Source organism: Rhizomicrobium sp. (genome assembly GCF_056722145.1).
The window spans coordinates 39854-64787 of the sequence record NZ_JBWZET010000299.1 but is presented as its reverse complement, the minus strand read 5'-3'; the positions used below and the strand labels follow the sequence as shown (position 1 = coordinate 64787).

The following is a 24934-nucleotide window of genomic DNA, read 5'->3' as shown; positions in this document are numbered from 1 at the left end:
GTTCTGCAGGATCACGGTCTTGCCGGTGCGGGGCGGCGCGGTGATGAGGGCGCGCTGGCCCTTGCCCTGCGGCGCCACGATGTCGATGACGCGGCCGGTCTTGTCCTTGATGGTGGGGTCTTCGATTTCCATCTTCAGCCATTCGGTGGGGTAGAGCGGCGTCAGATTGTCGAAATGCACCTTGTGCTTGGTCGCTTCCGGGCCTTCGAAATTGATGGTGTTGACCTTGAGCAGGGCGAAATAGCGCTCGCCGTCCTTGGGGCTGCGGATCGGCCCGTCCACCGTGTCGCCGGTGCGCAGGCCGAAGCGGCGGATCTGCGAGGGGCTGACATAGATGTCGTCCGGACCGGCCAGATAATTGGATTCCGGCGAGCGCAGGAAGCCGAAGCCGTCCTGCAGGGTCTCCAACACGCCCGCGCCGGTGATTTCGACGTTGCGGTCCGCCAACTCCTTGAGGATGGCGAACATCATGTCCTGCTTGCGCATCGTCGAGGCGTTCTCGATCTCGAGCTCCTCGGCAAAGGCGAGCAGATCGGTCGGGGTTTTCGCTTTGAGATCCTGCAGCTTCATGGCCTGCAGGCCGTTTTGCACCGTCATGGAAAGGTCACCTGGGACACCCGCAAGAAGGTCTTACGGGGTGGATTGTGGAGGACGACCCTGGCTGAACGCCGCGACGGCCCGCACGGATGCGGCCGATCGAATGGGGTCAATGGGAGAACTGAGCATTTATACCGTGGTTTGCCGGTAAAGCAAACGGGGGGTGGTCAAAAAGCCTTGGTCACCACCAAAATGACGATGGCGATCAGCAACAGCGTCGGCAGTTCGTTCCACAGCCGGAAGAAACGGCTGCTCCTGACGTTGCGCCCGCGCGCGAAATTCCGCGCCATCAGGACATTGGTGAGGTGCACCCAGGTCAGGGCGACAACCAGCGCCAATTTGACCTGGAACCAGCCGGCACTCCACCAGTCGTTGAGCCAGGCCAGCGTCAAGCCGAAGACCCAGGTCAACACCATCGCCGGCCGCATGATCGCCTGCAGCAGTCGCCGCTCCATGGTGCAGAAGCGCTGATAATCGGGCGCCCCCACCTCGGTTTCGGTGTGATAGACGAACAGCCGCGGCAAATAGAAAAGGCCGCTCATCCAGGCGACCATCGCAATGATATGCAGCGCCTTGATCACCAGATAGCCGTTCTGAAGCGCCGCTTTGATCACCTCAGCCTCGGCTGCAGCCCGGACAGAACGGCGGCATCAATGAACACGCGCGCGGCACCGGGGCGCCGCTAAGCAGGTCCGCCGCCAGCGCCGCCAAACCGTCGATGAACGCCGTCCGAACTCCGACGGTCGGCACGCGACGGTAATCGGGCACGCCGGCGGTGTGCGCCAGATGGGCGTATTCGATATCGAGTTCAACCAGGGTTTCGGAATGCTCCGATACGAAGGCGATCGGTGCGATCACCACACCTTTGCCCGCGGCCCCGGCGCGCCGGATTTCGGCATCGGTGGCCGGCCCGATCCATTCCAAGGGTCCAACCTTGCTCTGGTAACACAGCACCCAGTCGTCGTATCCGAGCTTGGACGCCAGTGCTGCGGCGGTCGCTTCGACCTGCTTCTGATAGGGGTCGCCGCCTTCGGCGATCCGCTTGGGCAGGCCATGGGCGGACAGCAGCAGCCGATACGACACGCCGGGTTTGGCATCGGCGAGGGTTTCGCGGGTTGCTGCTGCCATCGCGTCGATGAAACCGGCAAGGGTCGCGAAGTTGCAGAGGACGCCGGTCGGCGCCAGGGTTCTGGCCACCCGCCGCCATTCCTGCAACGCCGAACCGCTGGTTGTGGTCGAATACTGCGGATAGAGCGGCACCAGCAGGATGCGGCCGGGATCGTAGGCCGCCACCTCGGCCGCGACGTCAGCGATAAATGGCTTCCAGCAGCGCATGGCGACGAAGACGCGAACCTCGCCGCCGCCCAGCGCCTGTTCCAACGCCTTCGCCTGCGCCTCGGTTTCTTCCAGGATCGGCGAACGGCCACCGATTTTCGCATAAATCTCGCGCGCGATCGGGGCCCGACGGTGCGCAATCAGGCGCGCCAGCGGCTTGCGGATCACCCCCGGCAACCGCAGCACCGCCGGATCGCTGAACAGATTGGTGAGGAAGGGCTCGACCGCCTCCGGGCAATCGGGGCCACCGAGATTGAACAGCACAACGGCGCGTTTCACGCTTTGCTCCGTACCTGCCGCACCAGCGCCTCGACATGGGCGATCGGGGTTTGTGGCAGGATGCCGTGACCGAGGTTGAAGATGAACGGCGCGCCGCGGGCCGCCGCCAGAATGCGCGCCACCGCGCCGTGCAAAGCGTCACCGCCTGCGACCAGCGCCAGCGGATCGAGATTGCCTTGGATCACGGTCGGCAAGGTTTTTATAGCCCAGTCCAGATCGACCGCAGGATCGATCGACACACCATTGACGCCGGTCTGTTCGGCGAACGCCGCCAACGCCTCGGGATGAATCCCGCGTGGAAAACCGATCACGGCGGCGTCGGGCACGGCAATACGCACTTTCCGCAACACCGCGGCGGTCGGCGCGATCACGTAGCGGCGGAAAAAATCCGGCGGCAAACCCTGCGCCCAGCTGTCGAAGATTTGCACAGCCTGGGCTCCGGCCTGAAGCTGCCAGATGAGGTGCTGCGATACACAATCCACCAACAGGGCGATCAGCGCCTGGAAGCCGTCGGGGTCGCGATAGGCCCACAGCCGCGCCGCTTTCTGCTCGTCGTTGCCACCACCGGCCATGTAGACCGCCAGCGTCCACGGCGCCCCGGCAAAGCCGATGAGAGCCTTGTCGGGAGAAAGGGCTGCCCTGACCCGCTCCAGGGCCTCGTAGACGGGGGCGAGGATCGGCCGCCACCGGGCCGGATCGCTCGACAGCCCGGCGACCGTGGCCAGCGGCGCCAGCTTCGGCCCCTCTTCAAAGGTCACGGCGTGGCCCAAAGCCATGGGAACGGTGAGGATATCGGAGAAAATGATCGCCGCATCGAAATCAAAGCGACGGATCGGCTGCAACGTCACCTCTGCCGCTAACGCGGGATGGCCGCACAATCCCAGGAAAGAGCCGGCCTTGGCCCGCGTTTCCCGGTATTCGGGCAAATAGCGTCCAGCTTGCCGCATCATCCAAAGCGGCGGCGGGGTCGACGGATTTCGTCCAGCCAGCACATCCAGGAACAAGGACTTCAAAACAAGACTCCTAAGTTAAAGGATTCTGAAGATGTTGTTTGGGGTGTGAATTGTGGAACGCTTAGGGGATGGCATACGACGCGAAGCAGAGTATAGGCGAGTTCAAGGGCTTGCGGCCATGGTTTGGAACGGGGCCAATTTTGGACCGGTGCATGGGGCGGTGACTGATTGGCCGCTCCGCGCACAGTTTGAACAGATCGCGAGTTATGCGCATAGTCCGGCGCGAACGGTGGATAGCTGAGGAGTGAATCTGTGAGTGGACCTTTTCACGTCCATCTCATTTCCGATGCCACGGGTGAGACGCTGCATTCGGTGGCAAAAGCGGCGACCGCCCAGTTTCGCGGCATCCCGATCCAGCAGCACGCCTATACGCTCGTCCGCAGCGAACGCCAGTTGTCGCGGGCCTGCGATCGCATCCGCGAAAATCCCGGTTTGGTGCTGTTCACCATCGTCAATCCGACGCTAAGAGCCGATCTGCTCGCCCGCCTCGTCATCATGGGTCTGCCCCATTACGACGTCATGGAAGGCCCGGTCGGGCTGATGCAGCAGGTATTCAACGCCCAGTCGCAAGCCGTCATCGGCGGCCAGCACGAGGTCGACCAGGAATACCTGCACCGGATGGAATCGCTCAACTACATGGTTGAGCATGACGACGGCTCCAACCTCGACCTCGGTCACGCCGAAGTGATCCTGGTAGGAGCCAGTCGCACCTCCAAGACGCCAACCTGCGTTTACCTGGCCATGCGCGGGGTCCGGGCGGCCAACGTTCCGCTTGTGCTCGGCATGGAAGCTCCGTCACAATTGCTGACCTTCACCAAGCCGCTGATCGTCGGCTTGTGGGTGAGTCCCGAGCGTCTGGTACAGATCCGCCGCAACCGGCTGATCACCATGGGCGTACAGAACGACACCGATTACGTCGATATCGAAAAGGTACGCGGCGAGGTGATGACGACACGGCGGATGTATGATCGCTACGGCTGGCCGTCGATCGATGTCACCCGCCGCTCGATCGAAGAAACCGCCGCTGCGATTTTGAACCTGTTGTCGGAACACAAACAGTCGGGAGCATGACCATGCTGATCCTGGCATCCGCAAGCGGCATCCGCGCCAAGCTGCTCCGCGAGGCCGGCGTGCGCTTCGGCGTGCGTCCGCCCGACGTCGACGAGGCCGCGATCAAGCTGCAGCTGAAAAAGAACGGCGCCGCCAGCGACGCCTTTGCCGACGCCCTGGCCGAAGCCAAGGCGCTGAATGTGTCGGCGGCCTCGCCGCACGCTCTCGTGCTCGGCTGCGACCAGGTGCTGGTGTGCGACGGCAAGCTGTTCGACAAGGCCCGCGACACGGCTGAGGCGCGCGAAGTGCTGACGGTCCTGCGCGGCCGCGAACATCATCTCATTTCCGCCTGCGTTCTGGCCGAAGGCGGCAAGCCGGTGTGGCGCTATGCCGAGCGGGCCAGCCTGTCGATGCGCGCCTTCAGCGACGATTTCCTCGAGACCTATCTCAAGGACGAAGGCAAACTGGTTCTCGGTTCGGTCGGCTGCTACCAGCTGGAAGGCCGCGGCGCCCAACTGTTCGACCGCATCGCCGGCGATTTCTTCTGCGTCCTCGGCCTGCCGCTGTTGCCGCTGCTGGCGGCACTGCGTGCGCGGGGATTGGCCGCGTCATGAGCTTGTCCGGTTCGGCGCGTCTGGCGGGGGTAATCGGCTGGCCGGTGGCGCAATCGCTGTCGCCGCAGCTGCATGGCCATTGGCTGGAGGAAAACGGCGTCGACGGTGCCTATGTGCCGCTGGCGCTGGCGCCGGCCGATTTCGCCCGCGGCCTCGATGGCATGGTGCGGGCCGGGTTTGTCGGCTTCAATGTCACCGTGCCGCACAAACAAGCCGCCTTTGCCCTCGCCGTCCGTCACGATGACGCGGCGAAAGCGATCGGGGCGGTCAATGTTTTGATCGCGACTCCCGACGGGCTGCAAGGGCGCAACACCGATTCCTATGGCCTCGCGGCCACCCTGACCCAGCACCTCGGTGACGCCCTGCGCGGCAAGACGGTGGCGATCTGGGGCGCGGGCGGCACCACGCGCGCCGCCATCCATGCCCTCGATGGTCTCGGCGTCCGCGAAATCCGCCTCTTCAACCGCACGCCTGCAAAAGCCGTCGCGCTGGCGTCAGGTTTCGCCGGCCAGGTTGCGGCAAAACTCACCGGCGCGGGATACGCCGAATGGTCGGGCAAGGATGTTGCGTTGGTGGTGCACACCACCAGCGCCGGGATGAAACAGACCCCGTCGCTCGATCTCTCGCTCGACGACATGCCGGCGGGCGCCGCCGTGTTCGACGCCGTTTACAATCCACTCGAAACCGGGCTGCTGAAGCGGGCACGCACCCGCGGGTTGATGGCGGTGGACGGATTGTGGATGCTGATCCATCAAGGCGTGCCCTCGTTCGAAGCCTTGTTCGGCGTCACGCCCGCGGTGACGCTGGCGCTGCGCGAAAAACTGGTGCAAGCCCTTGGTTGAGCGTCCGATCCTGATTGGCCTGACCGGTTCGATCGGCATGGGCAAGACCGCCACTGCGGCGATGTTTGCCGAACTTGGCGCCGCCGTGTTCGATTCCGACACCGCCGTCCACAGCCTCTACGCGCCGTGTGGAGAAGCTGTGGAGGCGGTCGAAAACGCCTTTCCCGGCACGACCCGCAACGGCGCCGTCGACCGCCCGGCATTGATGGCGGCGCTGGCGCGCGACGACGGCGGCTTTGCCCGGCTGGAGTCGCTGGTCCACCCTCTGGTGTTGAAAAAGCAACGCGAATTCATCGCCGCGCATATGCAGGCCGAACTGATCGTGCTCGACATTCCGCTGCTGTTCGAAAGCGGCGGCGATGGCCGCGTCGATGTCGTGGTGGTGGCCTCGGCGCCGGCCGACATCCAGCGCCAGCGTGCGCTGGCCCGCCCCGGCATGACGGAAGAAAAATTCGCCCGCATTGTCGCCCGCCAGATGCCCGATCTCGAGAAGTGCACCCTCGCCGATTATGTTGTGGACACCTCCCAAGGTTTTGACCACGCCCGGGCGCAAGTTCGTACAATCGTCGACGAGCTCAAATGGCGGCGCCTGCAAAATAATGCGTGAGATTGTTCTCGACACCGAAACCACCGGCTTCGATCCGGCCAGCGGCGACCGCATTGTCGAAATCGGCTGTGTCGAGCTGATCGATCATTTCCCCACCGGGGCCGATTATCACGTCTACATCAATCCCGAGCGCGACATGCCGGAGGACGCCGAAAAGGTGCACGGACTGTCGGCGGCGTTTCTCTCCGACAAGCCGCTGTTTGCCGATGTTGCCGCCGCGTTCCTCGAATTTGTCGGCGACGCGCCCTTGGTGATCCACAACGCCGCCTTCGACATGAAATTCCTGAATTTCGAATTGGCGCGCGCCGGCCATCCGATCCTCGCCGACGAGCGGGCGATCGACACCCTCGCCATGGCGCGGATCAAATTCCCCGGCGCGCGCGTCTCGCTCGACGAATTGTGCAAGCGCTTCAGCATCGATGCGACCTCGCGCACCAAGCACGGCGCCCTGATCGACTCCGACTTGCTGGCGCAGGTTTATCTGGAATTGTTGGGCGGACGGCAGAAGCGTTTCGTGCTGGCGCCGCTCGATGCCAGCGTGGTGGTGGTCGACGACATGCGCGCGGCGCGCCTCCGGTCCGAGCCGCTGCCGTCGCTGATCACGCCCGCAGAGCGCGAAGCCCACGCCGCCTTCATCAAGAAGGAATTGGGCGAGGCCGCGATCTGGAACGCGGCCTCTGCACCGGTATATTAATCGCATCGAAGATGCGAGCGGCCGCCGCATCCCATGGCGCGTAAAAAAGTTAAGCCTGCGCCACCGGCTGCTGGCCCTGCATCTGGGACAGCTTGGCGCGATAGAGCGCGGCGAAGTCGATCGGCTCGATCATCAAGGGCGGCATGCCGCCGTCGCGCACGATATCGGCAACGATACGGCGGGCGAACGGGAACAGGATGTGCGGCGCCTCGATCAAGAGTACCTGCTGGCGCACTTCCTCAGGGATGTTGTGGAGCTGGAACAGGCCGCCATAGACGAGTTCGAGCAGGAAAAGGGCGCGGTCTTCCGCCTTGGCGTTGACCCGCAGCTTCAGTTCGACTTCGAAATGTTCCTGTTCGAGCTGGCGCACCTGCAGGTCGACATTGAGTTCGATCTGGGGGCGGGCCTGCTGGCCGCCGATGACGCCGGGATTCTCGAACGAGAGATCCTTGATGTACTGGCCGACCACCTGAACGCGCGGCGCGTCCTGGTCAACACCGTTGGTAGCTTCCGGGGGGAGTTCGTCGGCCATGGTTAAACCTTTGTGTCGCTTTCCGAGGGGCGGCGCTACCACGGAATGTGCGCTAAATTCAAGGATAAGGCGGGTCCAGTCCGCACTTTTGCCATTTTGACGCCCTATCTCTGGACCCACACCCATGCGGGGCGGTAGGTTAGGGCATTCCGCGCGCCACGACGCCGCAGAGACGGATATGGCTGACTCCCAGTTGATTATTCTCGTTCTGATCGCCTCGGTGGCCTGCTTCTTCCTGTTCCGGCTCTACATGGTGCTGGGCCGGCGCACCGGACACGAGCGTCCGCCGCAGGAGGATTACCGTCTGGCGCGTCCGGCCGAAGAAGGCGTCGGGGCAGCACCCAAGCTCGCGGTCCTTGCCTCCGACCGGCCGACCGATCCGGTGGCTTCCGGCCTGTTTGACATCAGCCTCACCGACCGCTCGTTCGACAAGGACCAGTTCGTCAAAGGCGCCCGCGCCGCCTACGAAATGATTTTGACGGCGTTCGCGGCCGGCGATCGCGGCAGCCTGCAGCCGCTGCTGTCCGACGAAGTCTTTGCCGCGTTCGATGCCGCCATCCGCCAGCGCGAATCCGCCGGTCACAAGGCGAACATGACCCTGGTCGGTTTTTCCGACGTCAAGATCATCGCCGCGGTGCTGAAGAATTCCATCGCCGAAATCACCCTCGCCTTCAGTTCCCGCCTGATCTCGGCGACGACCGACGCGGCCGGCAAGGTGGTGGAAGGCGATACCGCGGCGGTGCAGGACATCACCGACGTGTGGAGCTTCAGCCGCGACGTGCGGGTCCGCGATCCCAATTGGGTGCTGGTGGCGACCTCCAGCGAACCGCGCTGAATGCGGCGCGCCCGCACAGCTTGGTTCGCCCTCTTCGTTCTTATTGTCGTTGCCGCCGGTGGTACCGGCCTGTGGTGGTATCTGCACCCCGAGCCCGGCGCACTGGCGCTGACGCGGGCCACGTTCCGCGATCTTCCGGGCTGGGCGGCGAGCGATCCGGCGCCGGCCCTGGAAGCCTTTCAGCGCTCCTGTGCGGTGCTGGCATCCAAGCCTGACAGCCAGCCGATGGGAACTTATGGCGGCACCCTCGCCGATTGGCGCTCCGCTTGCGCCGCGGCGGCCGCTGCCTCACCCGCCAAGGCCCGCGCCTTTTTCGAACACTGGTTCACCCCGGTCGCGGTTACCGCGGGCCGTATCGCGGAGGGCCGGTTCACCGGCTATTACGAGCCCGAAATTCAAGGCAGCCGCAGCCGGCACGGCCGTTTCCAGACCGCGGTCTATGGCAAGCCTGACGATCTGGTGGAAGTCGATCTCGGTGCCTTCCGCCCGACGCTGGCTGGTGAGCGCCTTGCCGGGCGGCTCGAGGGTTTCAAATTGGTGCCCTATGCCACGCGCGCCGACATCACCGCCCACGGCCTGGCGCACGCCAAAATCCTTTTCTACACCGACGATCCGATCGAGCTGTTCTTCCTGCACATCCAGGGCTCAGGACGGGTGCGGTTCGATGACGGCTCCGCCGCCCGCGTCGCCTATGCCGCCCAGAACGGCCAGCCTTACACCGCCGTCGGCAGAACCCTGATCGCGCGCGGCGTGCCCAAAGACGGCATGAGCCTGCAGGTGATCCGCGCCTGGCTGACGTCGCATCCGAGTGACGCCGAGGCTGTCATCAATTCCGATGCCTCCTATGTTTTCTTTTCGGAAGAAAAGCTCGGTGATGCATGGCTGGGTGCCAAAGGGGCGCAAGGGGTGCCGCTGATGCCGCAAGCCAGCCTTGCCGTCGACAGCCGCAGTCACGGCCTCGGCACCCCGCTTTTCGTGGCCGGACCGGCGCCGCTGGGGCGGCTGTTCATCGCCCAGGACATTGGCGGTGCGATCCGCGGCGTGGTCCGTGGCGATGTCTATTTCGGCTATGGCGCCAAGGCGGAGGATCAGGCCGGCACGATGAATCAGGGCGGCCGGTTCTATGCGCTGCTGCCGCAACCGGTTATCGCGCGGCTGACGGCTGCCGGAACGCTCAAATGAGAAAAGTCACGGCCGAAGAACGCGCGCTGTTTCTGTCGGCTCTGGCCGGCCGTTTGCCGGCGAAGGTCGTTCGAGCAATGGCGCAAGCGGTGGCGCGCAAGGCTGCCGACGCGGCACCCCACGAACCGATGGCCGTGAAAACCAAAACGGTGGTTCATTCCGGGCGCCGTCAGGTCTCCGATGCGGAGGTGCTACTGTTCCTGGAAGCGATCGGCTTGCGCCCGGCCCCGGCGCCGATCCCGGTGGTGATGGCGCCCAAACCCAAGGTGGCGAAAGCCATCAAAGGCGGTCCTGCCGGACTCGACGGTAACACCAAGAAGAAACTGGAAAAGGGCGAGATCGCGCCGACCGCCAAGCTCGATCTGCATGGCCTCACCGAAGCCGCCGCGCACGGCAGCTTGATCACGTTTCTCACCGCCGCCCACCGCCGCGGCGATCGCCTGGTGTTGATCGTCACCGGCAAAGGCGAGGCCGGACGCGGCGTCTTGAAACAGATGGTGCCACGCTGGCTGGGTGAAGCCCCGATGAAAAAACTCATCGCCGACCAGCGCTGGTCGCACCAACGCCACGGCGGCGAAGGCGCGCTGTACGTCTATTTGCGCAAACCGGCGCGCAGCTGAACTCGGTTACGGAGTCGCCGTAACGAAGTGCGCCAAGAGGCGGATATAGGCGACTTGATAGCCGCCATCGGGTTCGGTGATCTCCCAGGAATCGATCGGCCAGCCGTCGCCGAAATCGGCATAGGATTTTTGCGCCGGTTGTCCGAACGGCGGCGAAGGCGGGGCCGAACCGCACTTGGGGCTGATAGCGGGACAGGCGGCTGCCCAGTTATAGTGCGGATTGGGACCCCCGACGAGATATCCCGGCGGCGGGCCGTATTGCGAGGTCCTGACGTTCGACCACGGCGAGCCTTTGGCGAACCAGGAATGAAAGAATTCGTCGACCGAATTTTCCGCGCCAAACGCGCCCATATTGGACAGATAAACTTTGGCGAGCGGATTAACGCCGTGCAGATAATGCAGATAATCGGCGGCGTAGGCGGCGGCATCGGGCGGCACCGCCGCCATTTGGCTCGCCGTCAGGAAGAAATAGCCCTGATTGGAAACATCGCGCGTGCTGCCCCAGACCCAGGCCGGCAGATAAGCGCGATAGGGATTTTCCGTTCGTGACTGCGGTCCATAGACATCACGTACGAACCCGGCGGCAAATTTGCTGCGAATGGCCTGGCCGAGCGCGGCATCATGATTGGGCAGCGTCGTGTAATAGAGCATCGGCTCCAGCCATTGGCTCTGGAACACCGAAAGATAATCGTTCTGCATCAGGGGAAGATGCGGCGCCAAGCCGAGGAGGCGCTGGTGATAGGCGTCGTCGCCGGTCAGGGCGAAGAGATAGATCGCCGCCCGCGCCGCTGCCATCGGCCGTTCCTCTGCCGTCAACTCCTGTTCGCCGGCGGCAACCGGGTGTTTGCGGGCCGGCGGATCGTTGTTGAAATAGAGCACATCGGGATGGGTTTCGGCCCAGTGCCAGGCGCGTTCGGCGCGGCTGCGCAGCCCGGCGGCATAGGATTTGAGGGCAGGAATGCCCGCCATCACCTGGGCGCCATAGGCAAACGCGGCGGCGGCCGAATAACTCGCGCTGGTACTGGGGCCGCCATACAGGCTCGGCCGCGTGCTGGCATCGGGCGGACTCGAGCCGTCGCTGCCGACGACCGCAAGCACCGAGCCGTCCGGTTGCTGCATGCGGATCAACCAGTCCATGCCGAATTTCACTTCGTCGATGAGATCGGGAATGCCGTTGCCGGATTCAGGGATGTTGAAATCGTCGGTGAAGATCGCGGGGTTTTCGGTATAGGTCTGCAGCAGGCTGATCAGATAGCGGCTGTGCCAATTGGTGTAGCGGTTGAAATCGCCGGCATCCCACCAGCCGCCGTGCAGGTCGCGCGCGCTCGCCGCATCATCGGGTGTCAGATAAAAGCGGGCCGCCTGATCCTGACCGGGGCCGAGATGATCGGCCTTGCTGGCCCAGGCGGCCGGCGTGTACGGCGGTACCTTCGCGAAATTGGCGCGCTGGTAATAGAAAAAACGCACCGCCTGGACCAGCACCTGGCGATAGGGATTGGGCGCGATCGTGAAGCGCGCCGAGGTCTCGCCGGTATCGGCGTCGCGCACGACATACTCGCCGGGTTTGGCGACGGCGCTGAAATCGAACGTCCAGGTCCGGTCGCCGGAAGAGGCATCTGTCGCGCCGTCGCGCCATTGTGCCAGGGTGCCGGAATAGACGGTTTCGCCAGTACCGGCCTTGACGACGCTATAGCGGCGGCCGGGGTGGAAATGCTTTTGCGCATCGAATCCGATGACCGGATCGCGGACGATCGCCAGTTTCCGCATTTGCGGCGTGTAGCCGAACTGATCGACCACAATATAGGGGCTGAACGCGGCCGGCGCGGCCGCGACGGTTGGCCCAACCATCAGGATCGCCAACGCGACGCCTGCCGTGCTGATGTTCATGCCTGACCCCGCTTTGCAACGGGGCGATGCTACAAGATCTCCGGCTCCAGCCGAGGCGCGCTGGCGTCGCGCCGGATTTTCATGAAGTTCCGGATCGGCAGCGCGGCCTGACATCGTTATCGAGCCCAGCAAGGCGGCGACTTACGAGACCGTCGCCACCGTGCTCGCGATTTTCCGCGATGGACCTCATCTCGGGTTTGTCGGGCTGTCCGGGGCTTGAAAGCCGCGAGCAGGGTTCCCACATCTTCAGGGTTGTTTGATCTCGTGGGAAATGAACTGCGACGCAGTCGCGCGTGGACGACCTCACAGCTTAGAACGATTCGAATTCGATTCCGGAAGTTTGAAAAGATGGGGGGTGCCCCCCAACCATTTTTGCAATAACAATTATCGTGCCGAATGCGCGCTGACACGACAACTTCTGCATAGCTAAACTCAAGCCAAACCGGCCAGCTCGGCCAGTTTCACCTCCGGCCGGGCGCCGAAATGGCTGATCACTTCGGCGGCTGCCAGGGCGCCAAGCCGGCCGCTGTCGGCGAGGCCGTGGCCGGTGGAAAGGCCATAGAGGAAGCCGGCGGCGAACTGGTCGCCGGCTCCGGTGGTGTCGAGCACCGCCGCCGGCGGGACGGCATCCACCACATGCACCTCGCCGCCGCCGACCGCGACGCAGCCTTTGGCGCCACGGGTCAGGGCCGCAATCCCGTTCCAGGCCCGGAAGCGTTGCAGCACTTCATCGAAGCTCTCCACTTCGAACAGCGATTTGGCTTCCTCCTCGTTGGCGAAGACGATGTCGGCGGTATTGAGGAAATCGAGGAAGACCTCGCGATAGCGCCCGACGCAGAACGAATCCGACAGCGTCACGGCGATCTTGGTGCCGGTCTGTTTGGCGATCGCGGCGGCCTTGTGCGCGGCTTCGAGCGAAATCTCGGAATCGCAGAGATAGCCTTCAATGTAGACGATGCTGGAGGCCGCCACGTCGTCCGGCTTGATGTCGTCGGGCCCGAGCCAGCGGCTGGCGCCGAGATAGGTGTTCATGGCGCGCTGCGCGTCGGGCGGCACCGCGATCAGGCAGCAAGCGGTGGCCGGGCCTTCGGTCGCTGGCGTGGTGTCGAAATCGGTGCCGCCGGCGATCAGGCTGTCGGCAAAAGCGGCGCCAAGAGCATCGGCCTTGACCTTGCCGACGAACTTGCCGCGGCCGCCGAACGAGGCCAGGCCCGCCATCGAATTGGCGACCGAGCCGCCGGCGGATTCCACCTTGTCGCCGAATGCCTTGTAGAGCTGTTCGGCGCGGAATTCATCGATCAGGATCATGGCGTTCTTGACCACCTGATGGGTCAGGATGAAGTCGTCATCGACCGCGGCCAGCACATCGACAATGGCATTGCCCAGACCCAACACGTCGTACTTGGCCATAATTTGCTCCCGGCTCAAACCGGGCTCGCATAAAGGGGCGAAGGTGAGCGCGCAACCCCAAAGATTGCGCCGTGTTCACCTCCGCAAGCCGGCAGCGATGGTGTAAGACAACGCCAAAAGGAGCTGATCCCCATGAAAAGGCTGGCTGTTGCCCTGGTTTTGCTGCTCGGTGCCTGCACCAGCGCGCCGCGGGAACGCTTGCCTGGGAACCAACCCCTGCCGGCACCGCCACCGGCGGGCGAGCCTGCCGATCTGGTCGGGTTGAGCGGTCCGCAACTGCAGGCGAAGTTCGGGCAGGCGTCTTTCGCGCGTCGCGAAAACGGCTCCGAACTGTGGCGTTACGACAATTCGCAGTGCCGGGTGTTCTTCTTCCTTTACGTCGAAGGCGGCGCCATGAAAGTGCGCCATGTCGAAACCGTGCCGCGCGGGCACACCATGGCCGCCGATCCGGCCTGCCTCAGCGTTTTGCGCGCGAAACCAGCTTCCCCGGTGTCCTGACCGGCTTCGGCGGCGGCTCAACCGTCTTATCCTCGAAGCGGCAGAGCTCGCGCACGACACAGGTCGGGCATAGAGGCTTCTTGGCGACGCAGGTATAGCGCCCGTGCAGGATCAGCCAGTGGTGGGCGCCGAGGAGATATTTGTCGGGCACCACCGCCATCAGCCCGTCTTCCACCTCGCGAACGTCTTTTCCCGGCGCCAGCTTGGTGCGGTTGGAAACCCGGAATATGTGGGTATCGACGGCGATCACTTTCTCGCCGAAGGCGACGTTAAGAACGACATTGGCGCTCTTGCGGCCGACACCCGGCAAGGCTTCCAGCGCTTCGCGTTTCCGCGGCACTACGCCGCCGTGCTGTTCCACGAGCAGTTTCGACAAGGCGATGACGTTCTTGGCCTTGCCCTTATAGAGCCCGATCGTTTTCACGTAGGGGATGAGGCCCTCTTCGCCCAGTGCCGCCATTTTTTTCGGCGTGTCGGCGACCTTGAACAGCGCATCGGTCGCCTTGTTGACACCCTTGTCGGTCGCCTGGGCGCTCAACACCACCGCCACCAGCAGCGTGAACGGGTTGGTGTGGTTGAGCTCGGTCTGGGGCTCGGGGTTGGTCTTCTTGAGGGCGGCGAAGAACGCCTCCACTTCGGCTTTCGAGAACGCGGATTGGGGCATGGCGGATCGGGCGTGATTTGCGGGGCCGATTAACCCCCAACCGGTGGGCTGCCGCAAGAACCGGGTCGTCGCCGCCGGGCCGGTTGCGTCACACTGCTGGCATGACCACAATCGTCGCGATGACCCGTTTCGATGACATGCAGCGGATGGCGGAAGCGATTGCTTTCCTCACCGCGCGCTATCAGCGTCAACCAAGCCTGGAAGCGGCGGCGGCGGCGGTTGGGCTGTCGCCATTTCATTTCCAGCGCCTGTTCACCCGCCATGTTGGGGTCAGTCCCAAGGCTTTCGTCGGTCATCTCACCCTTGCCCACGCCAAGCGCGAGCTGTCGCAAGGGGCCAGCGTCTTGGCGGCGGCGCTGGAGGCCGGCTTGTCAGGCCCCTCCCGGCTGCACGATCTCTGCCTGAAATTGGAGGCGATGACCCCCGGCGAGTATGCCAAAGCGGGAGCGGGCCTTACCGTCACCTATGGCTTTTCGCCCACCCCCTTCGGGCTTGGCATTGTTGCGGCGACCGACAAAGGCGTTTGCGGCCTCGGCTTTGGCGATGATGAAACCGCGATGCTGGCCGACATCCGCGCCCGCTGGCCCAAGGCGGAGTACCGTCACAGCGATGCGCGCGCGGCCGCCCTGATCGCGAACATCTTTGCCGCCGACCGCGACAAGATGGTGCCGCTGCATTTGATGGGCACGCCGTTCCAGATCAAGGTCTGGCAAGCCCTGCTCGCGATTCCGAGCGGCACCTTTTCCAGTTATGGCGCCATCGCCGAAAGCTTGCGCAATCCCAAAGCCTGCCGGGCGGTCGGCGCCGCGGTGGGCAAAAATCCGATCTCGTGGCTGATCCCCTGCCACCGCGTGCTCGGATCAAGCGGCGCACTCACCGGCTATCATTGGGGCGTCGAACGCAAGCGCGCCATGCTGGCGGTGGAAGCGGCGAAACGCGATCAGGACAATCCCAGCACGTCGGCCATCACTTCGGCCATGCTGTAAAGCCCTTCCTTCTTGCCGTGGCCCCACAGGCAGGCCTGCACCGCACCTTGGGCGAAGATGGAGCGGTCTTCGGCGATGTGACCGAGCACGACGCGCTCGTGTTCGCCGGCCAGGATCACCTGGTGCTCGCCGACCACGGTGCCGCCGCGCAATGCGGCAAAACCGATGCTGCCGGGCTGGCGCGCTCCGGTGACGCCATCGCGCGCCCGGACCGCATTGTCGGCCAGCGAAATCCCGCGCCCCGCCGCCGCCGCTTCGCCGAGCAACAGCGCCGTGCCCGACGGCGCATCGACCTTTTTGTTGTGGTGCATTTCGACAATCTCGACGTCAAACCCGGGCAGCGACTTGGCGGCCTGCTTCACCAGGGCCGCGAGCAGATTGACGCCGCGGCTCATATTGCCGGATTTGACGATCACTGCGTGGCGCGCGGCGGCGGCGATCCTGGCATCGTCTTCGGCGGAAAATCCGGTCGAGCCGATGACGTCGACGATCCGGGCCTGGGCCGCGAGGCCGGCCAGTTCCACCGACGATTTGGCGCCGGTGAAATCGACCAGCGCGTCCGCTTTGGCGATCACCGCCAAGGCATCGTCGGTCAGCGCAACCCCCAGCTCACCGACAGCGGCCAGTGTCCCCACATCCTGGCCGATCAGCGGATGGCCCGGCCGCTCGAAGCCGCCCGCCACCACGCAGCCATCCGTTTCGGTGATGATGCGGGTAAGAGTGCGGCCCATGCGGCCGGCAGCGCCGGCGACCACGATGCGGATGTCGCTCATATCAAGCCTGCGTATCGATCTTGGGGGCGTCTTCTTTGCGCGCCACGGTGACCATGGCAGGACGCAGGAGACGGCCGTTGAGGGTGAAACCGGTCTGGATCACATGCACGATGGCGCCCGCCGGCTTGCCCTCGCCCGGCACTTCGGCGACCGCCTGGTGCAGATTGGGATCGAACTTGGCGTCGGTGGTGTCGATCACCTTGACACCGTGCTGTTCGAGGGTGGTGAGCAACTGGCGCTCGGTGACTTCCACGCCCTCGATCACGCCTTTCACTTGCGGATCGGCGGCATCGCGCAGCTCTTTCGGACAGGCGGCCAGGGCGCGTGAGAAATTGTCGGCGACCGTCAGCATGTCGCGGGCAAAACGCGTCACCGCGAATTGGCTGGCGTCCTGCTTTTCGCGCTCGGCGCGGCGCCGGGTGTTTTCGAGTTCGGCGAGGGCCCGCAGCCGCTGGTCTTTCAGCTCGGCGTTCTCGGCATTGAGCGCCTGCACCACGGCGAGCAGCTGTTCCAGCTCATCGGGCGCTGGGCCCTCGTTCGGCAATTCGGTATCGTCAGCCATATCAAAATCCTATCCCAATAATCGTCCGATGACGCGGGCCGTATGGTCCACGATCGGGATGATGCGTGCATAATTGAGGCGCGTCGGGCCCAGAACCCCGATCACGCCGACGACCTTGCCTTTGCTGTTCACGTAAGGCGCCGCCACAATGGACGAGCCCGACAGGCTGAACAGGCGATTTTCCGAACCGATGAAAATCCGAACCCCGTCACCTTCGCGCGCCAGTTCGAGCAGCCGGATGAGTTCATTCTTGCGTTCGATGTCGTCGAACAGGGTGCGGATGCGTTCAAGATCGTCCTGCGCTTCCAGCGATTCCAAGAGATGCGACTGGCCGCGGACGATGAGCACTTTCTCGTCGCCGTCGGCCGGTGTCGACAGCGTCGCCAAGCCCTCGGCGACGATCTTCGCGGTCAAGGCGTCGAGTTCGGCGCGCTCGCCTTCGAGTTCGCTGAGAATGCCGGTGCGGGCGTTGTCGAGGGTATGACCGGCCAGCCGCGCCGAAAGATAATTGGAGGCTTCGGCCAGCGCCGATACCGGCAGGCCCGGTGGGGTGTTGATCAGGCGGTTTTCCACCTGGCCGTCTTCCGACACCATGATGACGAGCGCCTTGCCTGGCGCTAGGGCGACGAACTCGACGTGCTTCAAGGGCGCGTCCTGTTTGGCGCTCACCACCAGCCCGGCGCAGCGCGACAGGCCCGACAGCATGGTCGTCGCCTGGGTCAAGAGGTCCTCCACCCCCCGGTCCGACCCCGCCAGCTTGGCCTCGATATCGTCGCGCTCGGTGGCGGCCATGTCGCCGACCTGCAACAGCCCATCGACGAACAGGCGAAGGCCGCGCTCGGTCGGCACCCGCCCAGCCGACGTGTGGGGCGCATACAGCAGGCCCATAGTCTCGAGATCGGCCATGACGTTGCGGATGGAGGCTGGGGAAAGGTTGATCGGCAGGATCTGCGACAGCGTGCGCGAACCCACCGGTTCGCCGGTGTTAAGGAAGGATTCCACCAGATGGCGAAAGACCTCGCGCTGGCGGTCAGCCAGAAGGATGGCGCTCATCATCGGCGAAGCCATTGGTTAAGTCCTTGAATCGCCTGCAAATCGCCGCAGTGACCCGGCGCGGATTGCACTTTACCGCTGCAAGTCGCTAGGTAACGGCCTGCAAGTCAAGTTTCAAGGTGTGAGCATGCGCGAACGGGCCCCCGATCAATTGCGAGACGTTACCCTGGTTCCAGGGTTTGCCAAACACGCCGAGGGGTCTTGTCTGGTCAAATGCGGCGACACCCACGTCCTGGTGACCGCCTCGCTGGAGGAGACGACGCCCTCCTTCCTGCGCGGTTCGGGCAAGGGCTGGGTCACGGCCGAATACGGCATGCTGCCGCGGGCCACCGGCACCCGCATGCGCCGCGAGGCGGCGACCGGCAAGCAATCCGGCCGCACCCAGGAAATCCAGCGCCTGATCGGCCGCTCCTTGCGGGCGGTGGTTGACCTCGCCGCTCTCGGTGAACGCCAGATCATCCTCGACTGCGACGTGCTGCAGGCCGACGGCGGCACCCGCACTGCATCGATCACCGGCGGCTATGTCGCCCTCGCCCAGTGCCTCAAATTCATGAAGGCGACCGGGGCGGTGACCAAACCGGTCTTGAAGGACCATGTCGCGGCGGTGTCATGCGGGATCGTCGCCGGCCAGCCGGTGCTCGATCTTGATTATTCCGAGGATTCGACGGCGCAGACCGACGCCAATTTTGTCATCACCGGCTCCGGCGGTCTGGTCGAAATCCAGGGCACGGCGGAAGGGGCGCCGTTCTCGGACGACGAGCTCGCCAAGCTGTTGGGCCTTGCCCGCAAAGGCATCGGTGAACTGATCGAATTGCAGAAGCAGGCATTGGCATGAAGCTGCCGCAGGGCTCCACGCTCGTCGTTGCCAGCCACAACAAGGGCAAGGTGCGCGAGATCTTCGACCTGTTGGCGCCGTTCGGGATCGCGGTGAAAGGCGCCGGCGAGCTCGGCCTGCCCGAGCCGGAAGAGACTGGCTCGACCTACGCCGCGAATGCCATCCTGAAAGCGCGCGCGGCCGCCCTCACCGCCAAGGCCTATGCTTTGGCCGATGATTCCGGACTCAGCGTGAACGCCTTGAACGGCGATCCCGGCATTTATTCAGCCCGCTGGGCCGGTGAAAGCCGCAATTTCGGCTTGGCGATGAAACGCGTGGAAGCGCTTCTTGCCGGCAAGAGCGATCGCTCGGCGAAATTCGTCTGCACTTTGGCGCTGGCCGATCCGCTCGGCTTCACCGAGGTGTTCGAAGGCGACGTGCACGGCCATCTCGAATTCCCGCCGCGGGGAACCAACGGCTTCGGCTACGATCCGATCTTCGTCGCCGACGGCATGCACGAGACCTTCGGCGAAATCGATCCGGCCTTGAAGCACGCCATCAGCCACCGCGCCAACGCCTTCAAGACGTTCGCCGCGGCCGTGCTGGCATGACGGGCTTCGGCCTCTACTTCCATTGGCCGTTCTGCGCGGCCAAGTGCCCCTATTGCGATTTCAATTCCCACGTTCGCCCGCGGATCGACGAATCCGGCTGGTGCGACGCCATTGCCGTTGAAATGGCACACGTCGCCGCGCTGCAAGGCGATTGCCGTCCGGTGGTGGAGACGATTTTCTTCGGCGGCGGCACGCCGTCGTTGATGAGTGGCTCCAGCGTCGGGCGCATCCTCAATGAAGCGCGCCGGCTGTGGCCGTGGGCGAACGATGTCGAAATCACCCTGGAAGCCAATCCGGCCAGCGCCGATGCCTCGCGCTTTGCCGACTACCACGCCGCCGGCATCAATCGCGTATCGCTCGGCGTGCAGGCGCTGAATGATGCCGATCTGAAAATGCTCGGCCGCTTGCACGATCTGGCGGAGGCCAAGGCGGCGCTGGCGTTGGCACAGAAGACGTTCGAACGTGTTTCGCTCGATCTCATTTATGCCCGCCCGGGCCAAAATGTGGCGGCGTGGGAAGCCGAGCTTGGCGAAGCGCTGGCGTTCGGCGCCTCGCATCTGTCGCTCTACCAACTCACCATCGAGCCCGCGACACGCTTCGCCACGCTTCATCGCCAGGGCAAGATCGTGACGCCCGACGACGACAAGGCGGCTGCACTGTACGAAGTTACGCAGGACATCACCGCGGCGGCGGGCGTTCCGGCCTACGAAGTCTCCAATCACGCCCGTCCGGGCGAAGAGGTGCGGCACAATCTGCTTTACTGGCGCTATGGCGATTACGCCGGCTTCGGCCCCGGCGCCCATGGCCGGTTGCAACTCGCCGCCAAACGCTTCGCCACGTCATGCGAACCGGTGCCTGAGCGCTGGATGGAGCGGGTTCGCGCGCATGGCCATGGCTTTGCCGCCTGGGACGAAATCGCTGCCGCCGACGCCGCGCGCGAACATCTTCTCATGAACCTGCGCTTGGTGGAGGGGCTCGATCTGACCGTCTACCAGGAGCGCTGGGGCACAACGCCGTCGCCCGCCCGCATCGCCGATCTGCAGGCGAACGGCCTGGTTGCGCGCGACAGTGCCCGGCTGCGCGTCACGCCCTCTGGCATGCTGGTGCTGAACGCGGTGATCGCAGCGCTGGCCGATTAGCTGCGCGGGCCGCCCTGGAACGTCGACGGTGCCGGATTGACCAGCGTGAAGCCGGTCGGTTCGACGCCGAGCACGGCGAGGCCGCGTTCGATCGAGCCGTCGGACTGGAAGCGGAAAATGCCGCTGACGCCGGCAAAGCCATTGGGATCGGTGATCGCGCGCGGGGTGAAGCGGTGATAGGGCGAGCCATTGGCGAGCAACGCCACCAGCGACACCGCATCATATGCCAGCGAGGCCAGTTGCGGCGGCTCGCTGCCGAAGGTGGCGCGGTATTTGGCGTTGAAGGTGTCGTCCAACGAGGGTTGCGGCGCGGCGAACCAAGCTCCCGACAGCAAACCTTCCTTTTGACTGGAGGGCTCATACCACAGCCCGGTGCCGAGCAGCTTCACCTTGGCCGGATCGACATTGGAATAGGCGAGCGTCTGGGCGAGCCCCTTCAACAACGAACCGCCTTGCGGCAATAGAATGGCATCGCAACCGGCCTTGGCCACGGCCGCTGCCGGATCGGTCAGAGCCCCGGCGCTGGGCGAAAACCGCGCCACCGCACAAACCGTGACATGATTTTCCTGTGCCGCGTCGCGAAACGCCTGTTCCACCACGTCGCCATAGGCGTTCTGCGGAATCAGGGCACCGATATGGGTGCGGCCCTGGGCGACAGCATAGGAAACGATCCGTTTGACCTCGTTCTGCGGCTGAAAGCTGAGGAGATAAACGCCGTCGCCCGCCACCTTGCGGTCCGTGGAAAACGCCAGCACCGGCACGCCACGGTCGCGCGCGATCGGCGCCACCGCTTCGACCGAGCCCGAGAACAACGGCCCGACGATCACCTCGGCGCCTTCGTTGAGGAGTTTGTTGGCTGCCGCTGCTGCATCGGCCGGGGTGCCGGTATCTTCGGCGGTCATCAGCACAATGTTGTGGTTGCCGGACTCATAGAGGGCCAGTTCGGCCGCCCGCATCATCGATTTGGCCAGCGCCCTGACGCTGGCGCTCGCGTTCTCGAACGGCAGGATGACACCCACCCTGACCGGGGTGACGCTGGGGGCCAGATTGGGCAGTTTGAGGAAATCCGGGGCTTCGGTCGTCAGCTGATGCGGCGCCGGAGGTGGTTCGGGGACAACCGGCGCAACCATTTTGGTCGGCTGGGTGGCGCAGGCACCTATCGTCAGGCACGCAGCAATGGCAAAAAGGCGCTTCAGCACCTTGGGCAAGGAATTCAGCGATGGCGAAGACATGGAGGGCTCCTCAACGGGGCGAGCCTAAGCATTCCGAGGCCCCCAAACAACCTGAACCGTCGCTGGCGCCCGGGCTTTACGTCGTCGCGACACCGATCGGCAACGCGCGCGATGTCACTTTGCGGGCGCTGGATGTGCTCGAAGGGGTCGATCTGATCGCCGCCGAAGACACCCGCGTCACCTCCAAGCTGCTCACCATCTTCGCGATTTCGCGCCCGCTCACCGCCTATAACGACCACAACGGCCCGCACGAACGCCCGCGCCTGCTCGCCAAATTGCGGCAAGGCGCCCGCATTGCGCTCGTCAGCGACGCCGGCACGCCGCTGGTGTCCGATCCCGGTTACAAACTGGTTCGCGAAGCGCTCGCAGAAGGCATTCCCGTTCACGCCATTCCTGGTGCCTCGGCGCCGCTGACCGGACTGGCGCTGGCGGGCCTGCCGACCGACCGCTTTTTGTTCGCCGGCTTTCTGCCGCCCAAAAGCGCCGAGCGTCGCAGCGTCATTGCCGAGCTCAAAGGCTTGCGCGCGACCCTGATCTTCTTCGAGTCGCCGCAGCGGCTGGCGCCATCGCTGGTCGATCTGGCAGCGGTTCTGGGAGACCGCCCGGCGGCGGTGACGCGCGAACTGACCAAGCTGCATGAAGAAGTACGCCGCGGTTCGCTGCAGGAATTGGCCTCCGCGTATGCGGACGAGGATCTGCCCAAAGGCGAGATCACGCTGCTGATCGGCCCTGCAGCAGAGATCGCCACCGATTTTGCGGTGGTGGAAACCGCGCTGGAAAAGGCCCTCGCCTTCATGCCGGTGCGGGCGGCGGTCGATCTGGTGTCGGACATGCTGGAGGCGCCGCGCCGCGCCGTCTACGAGCGCGCCTTGGCGATGAAGAAAGATGAACAACCGGACGATCATCCGTAAAGCCGCGGAAAAGCGTGGACGAACGGCGGAGCGGATCGCGCTGATGCTGCTGGTCTGCAAGGGCTATCGCATTCTCGGGCGCCGAGTGAAAACGCGCGTCGGCGAGATTGATCTGATCGCTCGCTCGCCGTTCGGCATCATCTGCTTTATCGAAGTGAAGGCGCGGTCCGCGGAAAGCCTCGCCACCGATGCGGTGGGCGCCCGTCAGCGCGAGCGGATTGCACGCGCGGCCTTCGTCTGGCTGGCGGGAAAGCCGGGTGAAGCGCGGTTCGACGTCATCACTGTCACTCCGGGCCGGTTGCCGCGCCATTTCAAGGACGCCTGGCGCCCCGACGATTAGCTTGTTCCCAACCGGGAGAGCCCCCATCTATACAGGACCATTGCCAAAGGACCTCGCCATGCCGCTGACCGTTGCCATCCAGATGGACCCGATCGAAACCGTGAAAATCACGGCGGATTCGACCTTCGCCCTGGCTCTGGAAGCGCAGGTCCGAGGCCAAACGCTCTACTATTACGGCCCCAAGCAGCTCACGTTCCGCGATGGGGTGGTGTCGGCGGTGGTGCGCCCGCTATCCGTGCGCCCGATCCCCGGCGATCACTTCACGCTTGGCGAGCCGCGCCGCTACGATCTTGCCGAGGCCGATGTCGTCCTGATGCGGCAGGATCCGCCGTTCGACATGGCCTATATCACCACCACCCATCTGTTGGAGCGCATCCATCCCAAGACCTTGGTCGTCAACGATCCGCGCGAGGTTCGCAACGTCCCGGAAAAGCTGTTCGTCACCACCTTCAAGGATGTGATGCCGCCGACACTGATCACCTCGGACCCGGCGGAAATCCGCGCCTTCCGCGCCGAGCATGCCGACATCATCCTGAAGCCGCTTTACGGCAACGGCGGCGCCGGCGTCTTCCGCGTCAAGCCCGACGACGAAAACCTCGGCTCGCTGTTGGAAATGTTCACCGCCTTCTATCGCGAGCCGATCATGGTGCAGCGCTACCAGCCGGAAGTGCGTCAGGGCGACAAGCGCATCATCCTGGTCGACGGCGAATTCGCCGGTGCCATCAATCGCGTGCCGGCGCAAGGCGAAGCGCGCTCCAACATGCATGTCGGCGGCCGTCCCGATCCGGTCGAGCCGACAGCGCGCGATCTCGAAATCTGCCGTATTATCGGCCCCGAATTGAAAGCGCGCGGGCTGATCTTCACCGGCATCGACGTGATCGGCGACTATCTCACCGAGATCAACGTCACCTCGCCGACCGGCATCCAGGAGATCAAGCGTTTCGGCGGCCCCGATGGCGCGGCCCTGATCTGGGATGCGATCGAATTGAGGAAAGCCGCCCGCTGATTACTGCTTCAGTTCGAACTTCGAACGATAGCGGTCGTCGATGCGCGACACCGGGAAGAAGATGAAAACGTCCGTGGTGCCGAACTGGCGGTCGACCACGGCGCCGTCGCCGATGGTGGCACCGGCCCTGACATAGCCCTTCAAGAGCGGCGGCAAGGCGCGCAATGCTTCCTTGGGATCAATTGCCTCTTTGGGCATCAAATTCATGTCGACATAGAGCGACGGGTTGGCCCGCACGCGGATTTCCGGCGGCGACAGATGGAAGTGATAGAGATAGGACAGCGGCAACGCCAAGGCGGCCGGATCGGTGGTGCCGAACGAGGCGCATCCGAACATGGCATCGACCGAGAAGCGGGCGAGGTAGACCATCACGCCGCGCCACAACAGTTGCATGGCGCCCGGGCGCGAGCGGTATTCCTTCAGCACGCAACTGCGGCCGAGCTCGAGCAGGCTGGAGCCGCGCGGCATGCCGCCCAGCAACCCGGTGATGTCGTATTCGCTGGCGGTATAGAACCCGCCGGCGCGCGCCGCATCGACATCGCGCATCAGCCGGTAGGTGCCGACCACGGTCGGCTGGCCGTCGTCGTCGATCACCGAGCGGTCGACCACCAGAAGATGGTCACAGACGTCGTCGAAATGGTCGAAATCGCGGCCCGTGGCGATCATCTGGGGCGAGGGGAGCGCCGACATTTCCTGGTAGAAGACGCGGTAGCGCAGCCGCTGCGCGGCTTCCACTTCGATGTCGGTTTCGGCCAAGCGCACTTCCAGCACCCCGGCGGCTGCCAGGACCGGCCAATGCGCGATGCGCCCTTCAAGCGGGCCGGGCTCGTAGACGTTCACCATGACGT

The 24934-nt window shown here is 64.4% G+C and carries 29 protein-coding genes; 16 read left to right on the top strand and 13 right to left on the bottom strand.

The genetic code is table 11. The annotated features are described in order from the left end of the window. From AC1P6P_RS15860 to hemE, 4 genes are all read right to left on the bottom strand, one after another. On the bottom strand, positions 1 to 570 hold a 570-nt coding region (locus tag AC1P6P_RS15860; RefSeq protein WP_481403416.1), incomplete at its 3' end, for a Rho termination factor N-terminal domain-containing protein. Positions 571 to 764: 194 nt separating this feature from the next. Then, entirely contained in the window at positions 765 to 1211 is a 447-nt protein-coding gene (locus tag AC1P6P_RS15855) for a CopD family protein (RefSeq protein ID WP_481403414.1), read from the bottom strand. A 1-nt stretch (position 1212) separates the two neighbouring features. Next, on the bottom strand, positions 1213 to 2211 hold the full coding sequence (gene hemH, locus AC1P6P_RS15850) for a ferrochelatase (protein WP_481403413.1): 999 nt from the start codon (positions 2209 to 2211) through the stop codon (positions 1213 to 1215). Continuing rightward, positions 2208 to 3224: a uroporphyrinogen decarboxylase gene (gene hemE / locus AC1P6P_RS15845; protein WP_481403412.1), complete on the bottom strand. Its 1017-nt coding sequence runs from the start codon at positions 3222 to 3224 to the stop codon at positions 2208 to 2210. The genes hemH and hemE overlap by 4 nt, the downstream gene beginning before the upstream one ends. 252 nt (positions 3225 to 3476) lie before the next feature. Between hemE and AC1P6P_RS15840 the strand changes: the two genes are divergently transcribed. The 5 genes from AC1P6P_RS15840 to dnaQ are packed head-to-tail and all read left to right on the top strand — an operon-like array spanning position 3477 to position 7031. Beyond that, on the top strand, positions 3477 to 4295 hold the full coding sequence (locus AC1P6P_RS15840) for a pyruvate, water dikinase regulatory protein (RefSeq protein ID WP_481403411.1): 819 nt from the start codon (positions 3477 to 3479) through the stop codon (positions 4293 to 4295). Positions 4296 to 4297: 2 nt separating this feature from the next. Further along, positions 4298 to 4888: a Maf family protein gene (locus AC1P6P_RS15835; RefSeq protein ID WP_481403410.1), complete on the top strand. Its 591-nt coding sequence runs from the start codon at positions 4298 to 4300 to the stop codon at positions 4886 to 4888. Then, positions 4885 to 5730: a shikimate dehydrogenase gene (locus AC1P6P_RS15830; RefSeq protein ID WP_481403409.1), complete on the top strand. Its 846-nt coding sequence runs from the start codon at positions 4885 to 4887 to the stop codon at positions 5728 to 5730. The genes AC1P6P_RS15835 and AC1P6P_RS15830 overlap by 4 nt, the downstream gene beginning before the upstream one ends. Beyond that, entirely contained in the window at positions 5723 to 6337 is a 615-nt protein-coding gene (gene coaE, locus AC1P6P_RS15825) for a dephospho-CoA kinase (protein WP_481403408.1), read from the top strand. Before AC1P6P_RS15830 ends, coaE begins: the two co-directional genes overlap by 8 nt. Continuing rightward, a complete protein-coding gene (dnaQ, locus tag AC1P6P_RS15820) occupies positions 6330 to 7031 on the top strand; it encodes a DNA polymerase III subunit epsilon (protein ID WP_481403407.1) in 702 nt (233 codons plus the stop codon). The genes coaE and dnaQ overlap by 8 nt, the downstream gene beginning before the upstream one ends. Before the next feature lie 49 nt (positions 7032 to 7080). On the opposite strand, the gene secB is transcribed toward dnaQ, so the two are convergent. After that, the gene (gene secB / locus AC1P6P_RS15815; protein ID WP_481403406.1) at positions 7081 to 7563 is read right to left on the bottom strand and encodes a protein-export chaperone SecB; all 483 of its coding nucleotides are present in this window, start codon (positions 7561 to 7563) and stop codon (positions 7081 to 7083) included. 178 nt (positions 7564 to 7741) lie between these two features. On the opposite strand from secB, the gene AC1P6P_RS15810 reads away from it, so the two are divergent. The 3 genes from AC1P6P_RS15810 to AC1P6P_RS15800 are packed head-to-tail and all read left to right on the top strand — an operon-like array spanning position 7742 to position 10200. Next, positions 7742 to 8398 carry a Tim44/TimA family putative adaptor protein gene (locus AC1P6P_RS15810; protein ID WP_481403405.1) on the top strand — a complete coding sequence of 219 codons (657 nt, stop codon included), beginning with the start codon at positions 7742 to 7744 and terminating at the stop codon, positions 8396 to 8398. After that, on the top strand, positions 8399 to 9580 hold the full coding sequence (mltA, locus tag AC1P6P_RS15805; RefSeq protein ID WP_481403404.1) for a murein transglycosylase A: 1182 nt from the start codon (positions 8399 to 8401) through the stop codon (positions 9578 to 9580). Next, a complete protein-coding gene (locus tag AC1P6P_RS15800) occupies positions 9577 to 10200 on the top strand; it encodes a Smr/MutS family protein (protein WP_481403403.1) in 624 nt (207 codons plus the stop codon). The genes mltA and AC1P6P_RS15800 overlap by 4 nt, the downstream gene beginning before the upstream one ends. A gap of 6 nt (positions 10201 to 10206) precedes the next feature. On the opposite strand, the gene AC1P6P_RS15795 is transcribed toward AC1P6P_RS15800, so the two are convergent. Together AC1P6P_RS15795 and AC1P6P_RS15790 are read right to left on the bottom strand one after the other, a co-directional pair. Then, on the bottom strand, positions 10207 to 12087 hold the full coding sequence (locus AC1P6P_RS15795) for a glycoside hydrolase family 9 protein (RefSeq protein WP_481403402.1): 1881 nt from the start codon (positions 12085 to 12087) through the stop codon (positions 10207 to 10209). Positions 12088 to 12519: 432 nt separating this feature from the next. Further along, complete coding sequence (locus AC1P6P_RS15790) at positions 12520 to 13497, bottom strand: adenosine kinase (RefSeq protein ID WP_481403401.1); 978 nt, start codon at positions 13495 to 13497, stop codon at positions 12520 to 12522. A 132-nt stretch (positions 13498 to 13629) separates the two neighbouring features. Between AC1P6P_RS15790 and AC1P6P_RS15785 the strand changes: the two genes are divergently transcribed. Beyond that, positions 13630 to 13995: a hypothetical protein gene (locus AC1P6P_RS15785; RefSeq protein ID WP_481403400.1), complete on the top strand. Its 366-nt coding sequence runs from the start codon at positions 13630 to 13632 to the stop codon at positions 13993 to 13995. Here AC1P6P_RS15785 and nth read toward each other — a convergent pair. Next, positions 13955 to 14659: an endonuclease III gene (nth, locus tag AC1P6P_RS15780; protein WP_481403399.1), complete on the bottom strand. Its 705-nt coding sequence runs from the start codon at positions 14657 to 14659 to the stop codon at positions 13955 to 13957. The genes AC1P6P_RS15785 and nth overlap by 41 nt on opposite strands. Before the next feature lie 101 nt (positions 14660 to 14760). On the opposite strand from nth, the gene AC1P6P_RS15775 reads away from it, so the two are divergent. Continuing rightward, the gene (locus AC1P6P_RS15775) at positions 14761 to 15645 is read left to right on the top strand and encodes a methylated-DNA--[protein]-cysteine S-methyltransferase (RefSeq protein WP_481403398.1); all 885 of its coding nucleotides are present in this window, start codon (positions 14761 to 14763) and stop codon (positions 15643 to 15645) included. Here the strand turns inward: AC1P6P_RS15775 and dapB are convergent. Genes dapB through hrcA form a run of 3 tightly spaced genes read right to left on the bottom strand, consistent with a single transcriptional unit; the run spans position 15600 to position 18048 of the window. Next, entirely contained in the window at positions 15600 to 16418 is an 819-nt protein-coding gene (gene dapB / locus AC1P6P_RS15770; protein WP_481403397.1) for a 4-hydroxy-tetrahydrodipicolinate reductase, read from the bottom strand. The two genes, AC1P6P_RS15775 and dapB, sit on opposite strands and share 46 nt — an antisense overlap. Before the next feature lies 1 nt (position 16419). Then, complete coding sequence (gene grpE, locus AC1P6P_RS15765) at positions 16420 to 16980, bottom strand: nucleotide exchange factor GrpE (protein WP_481403396.1); 561 nt, start codon at positions 16978 to 16980, stop codon at positions 16420 to 16422. Positions 16981 to 16989: 9 nt separating this feature from the next. After that, the gene (gene hrcA / locus AC1P6P_RS15760) at positions 16990 to 18048 is read right to left on the bottom strand and encodes a heat-inducible transcriptional repressor HrcA (RefSeq protein WP_481403395.1); all 1059 of its coding nucleotides are present in this window, start codon (positions 18046 to 18048) and stop codon (positions 16990 to 16992) included. A 112-nt stretch (positions 18049 to 18160) separates the two neighbouring features. Between hrcA and rph the strand changes: the two genes are divergently transcribed. From rph to hemW, 3 genes are read left to right on the top strand one after another with little or no spacing between them, the layout of a single operon-like run. After that, positions 18161 to 18868 carry a ribonuclease PH gene (rph, locus tag AC1P6P_RS15755; protein WP_481403394.1) on the top strand — a complete coding sequence of 236 codons (708 nt, stop codon included), beginning with the start codon at positions 18161 to 18163 and terminating at the stop codon, positions 18866 to 18868. Next, a complete protein-coding gene (rdgB, locus tag AC1P6P_RS15750; protein WP_481403393.1) occupies positions 18865 to 19458 on the top strand; it encodes an RdgB/HAM1 family non-canonical purine NTP pyrophosphatase in 594 nt (197 codons plus the stop codon). Before rph ends, rdgB begins: the two co-directional genes overlap by 4 nt. Beyond that, positions 19455 to 20597: a radical SAM family heme chaperone HemW gene (gene hemW, locus AC1P6P_RS15745; protein WP_481403392.1), complete on the top strand. Its 1143-nt coding sequence runs from the start codon at positions 19455 to 19457 to the stop codon at positions 20595 to 20597. The genes rdgB and hemW overlap by 4 nt, the downstream gene beginning before the upstream one ends. On the opposite strand, the gene AC1P6P_RS15740 is transcribed toward hemW, so the two are convergent. Beyond that, entirely contained in the window at positions 20594 to 21829 is a 1236-nt protein-coding gene (locus AC1P6P_RS15740; RefSeq protein ID WP_481403391.1) for a penicillin-binding protein activator, read from the bottom strand. The genes hemW and AC1P6P_RS15740 overlap by 4 nt on opposite strands. Here AC1P6P_RS15740 and rsmI point away from each other — a divergent pair. From rsmI to gshB, 3 genes are read left to right on the top strand one after another with little or no spacing between them, the layout of a single operon-like run. After that, complete coding sequence (gene rsmI, locus AC1P6P_RS15735; protein ID WP_481403390.1) at positions 21817 to 22740, top strand: 16S rRNA (cytidine(1402)-2'-O)-methyltransferase; 924 nt, start codon at positions 21817 to 21819, stop codon at positions 22738 to 22740. The genes AC1P6P_RS15740 and rsmI overlap by 13 nt on opposite strands. Next, positions 22715 to 23080: a YraN family protein gene (locus AC1P6P_RS15730; protein WP_481403389.1), complete on the top strand. Its 366-nt coding sequence runs from the start codon at positions 22715 to 22717 to the stop codon at positions 23078 to 23080. Before rsmI ends, AC1P6P_RS15730 begins: the two co-directional genes overlap by 26 nt. A gap of 58 nt (positions 23081 to 23138) precedes the next feature. Then, positions 23139 to 24086 (top strand): glutathione synthase, encoded by a 948-nt coding sequence (gene gshB, locus AC1P6P_RS15725; protein WP_481403388.1) that lies wholly within the window; start codon positions 23139 to 23141, stop codon positions 24084 to 24086. Here the strand turns inward: gshB and olsB are convergent, their stop codons facing one another. Beyond that, a complete protein-coding gene (gene olsB / locus AC1P6P_RS15720; protein ID WP_481403387.1) occupies positions 24087 to 24929 on the bottom strand; it encodes a l-ornithine N(alpha)-acyltransferase in 843 nt (280 codons plus the stop codon). It lies immediately after the preceding gene. Positions 24930 to 24934: the final 5 nt, after the last annotated feature.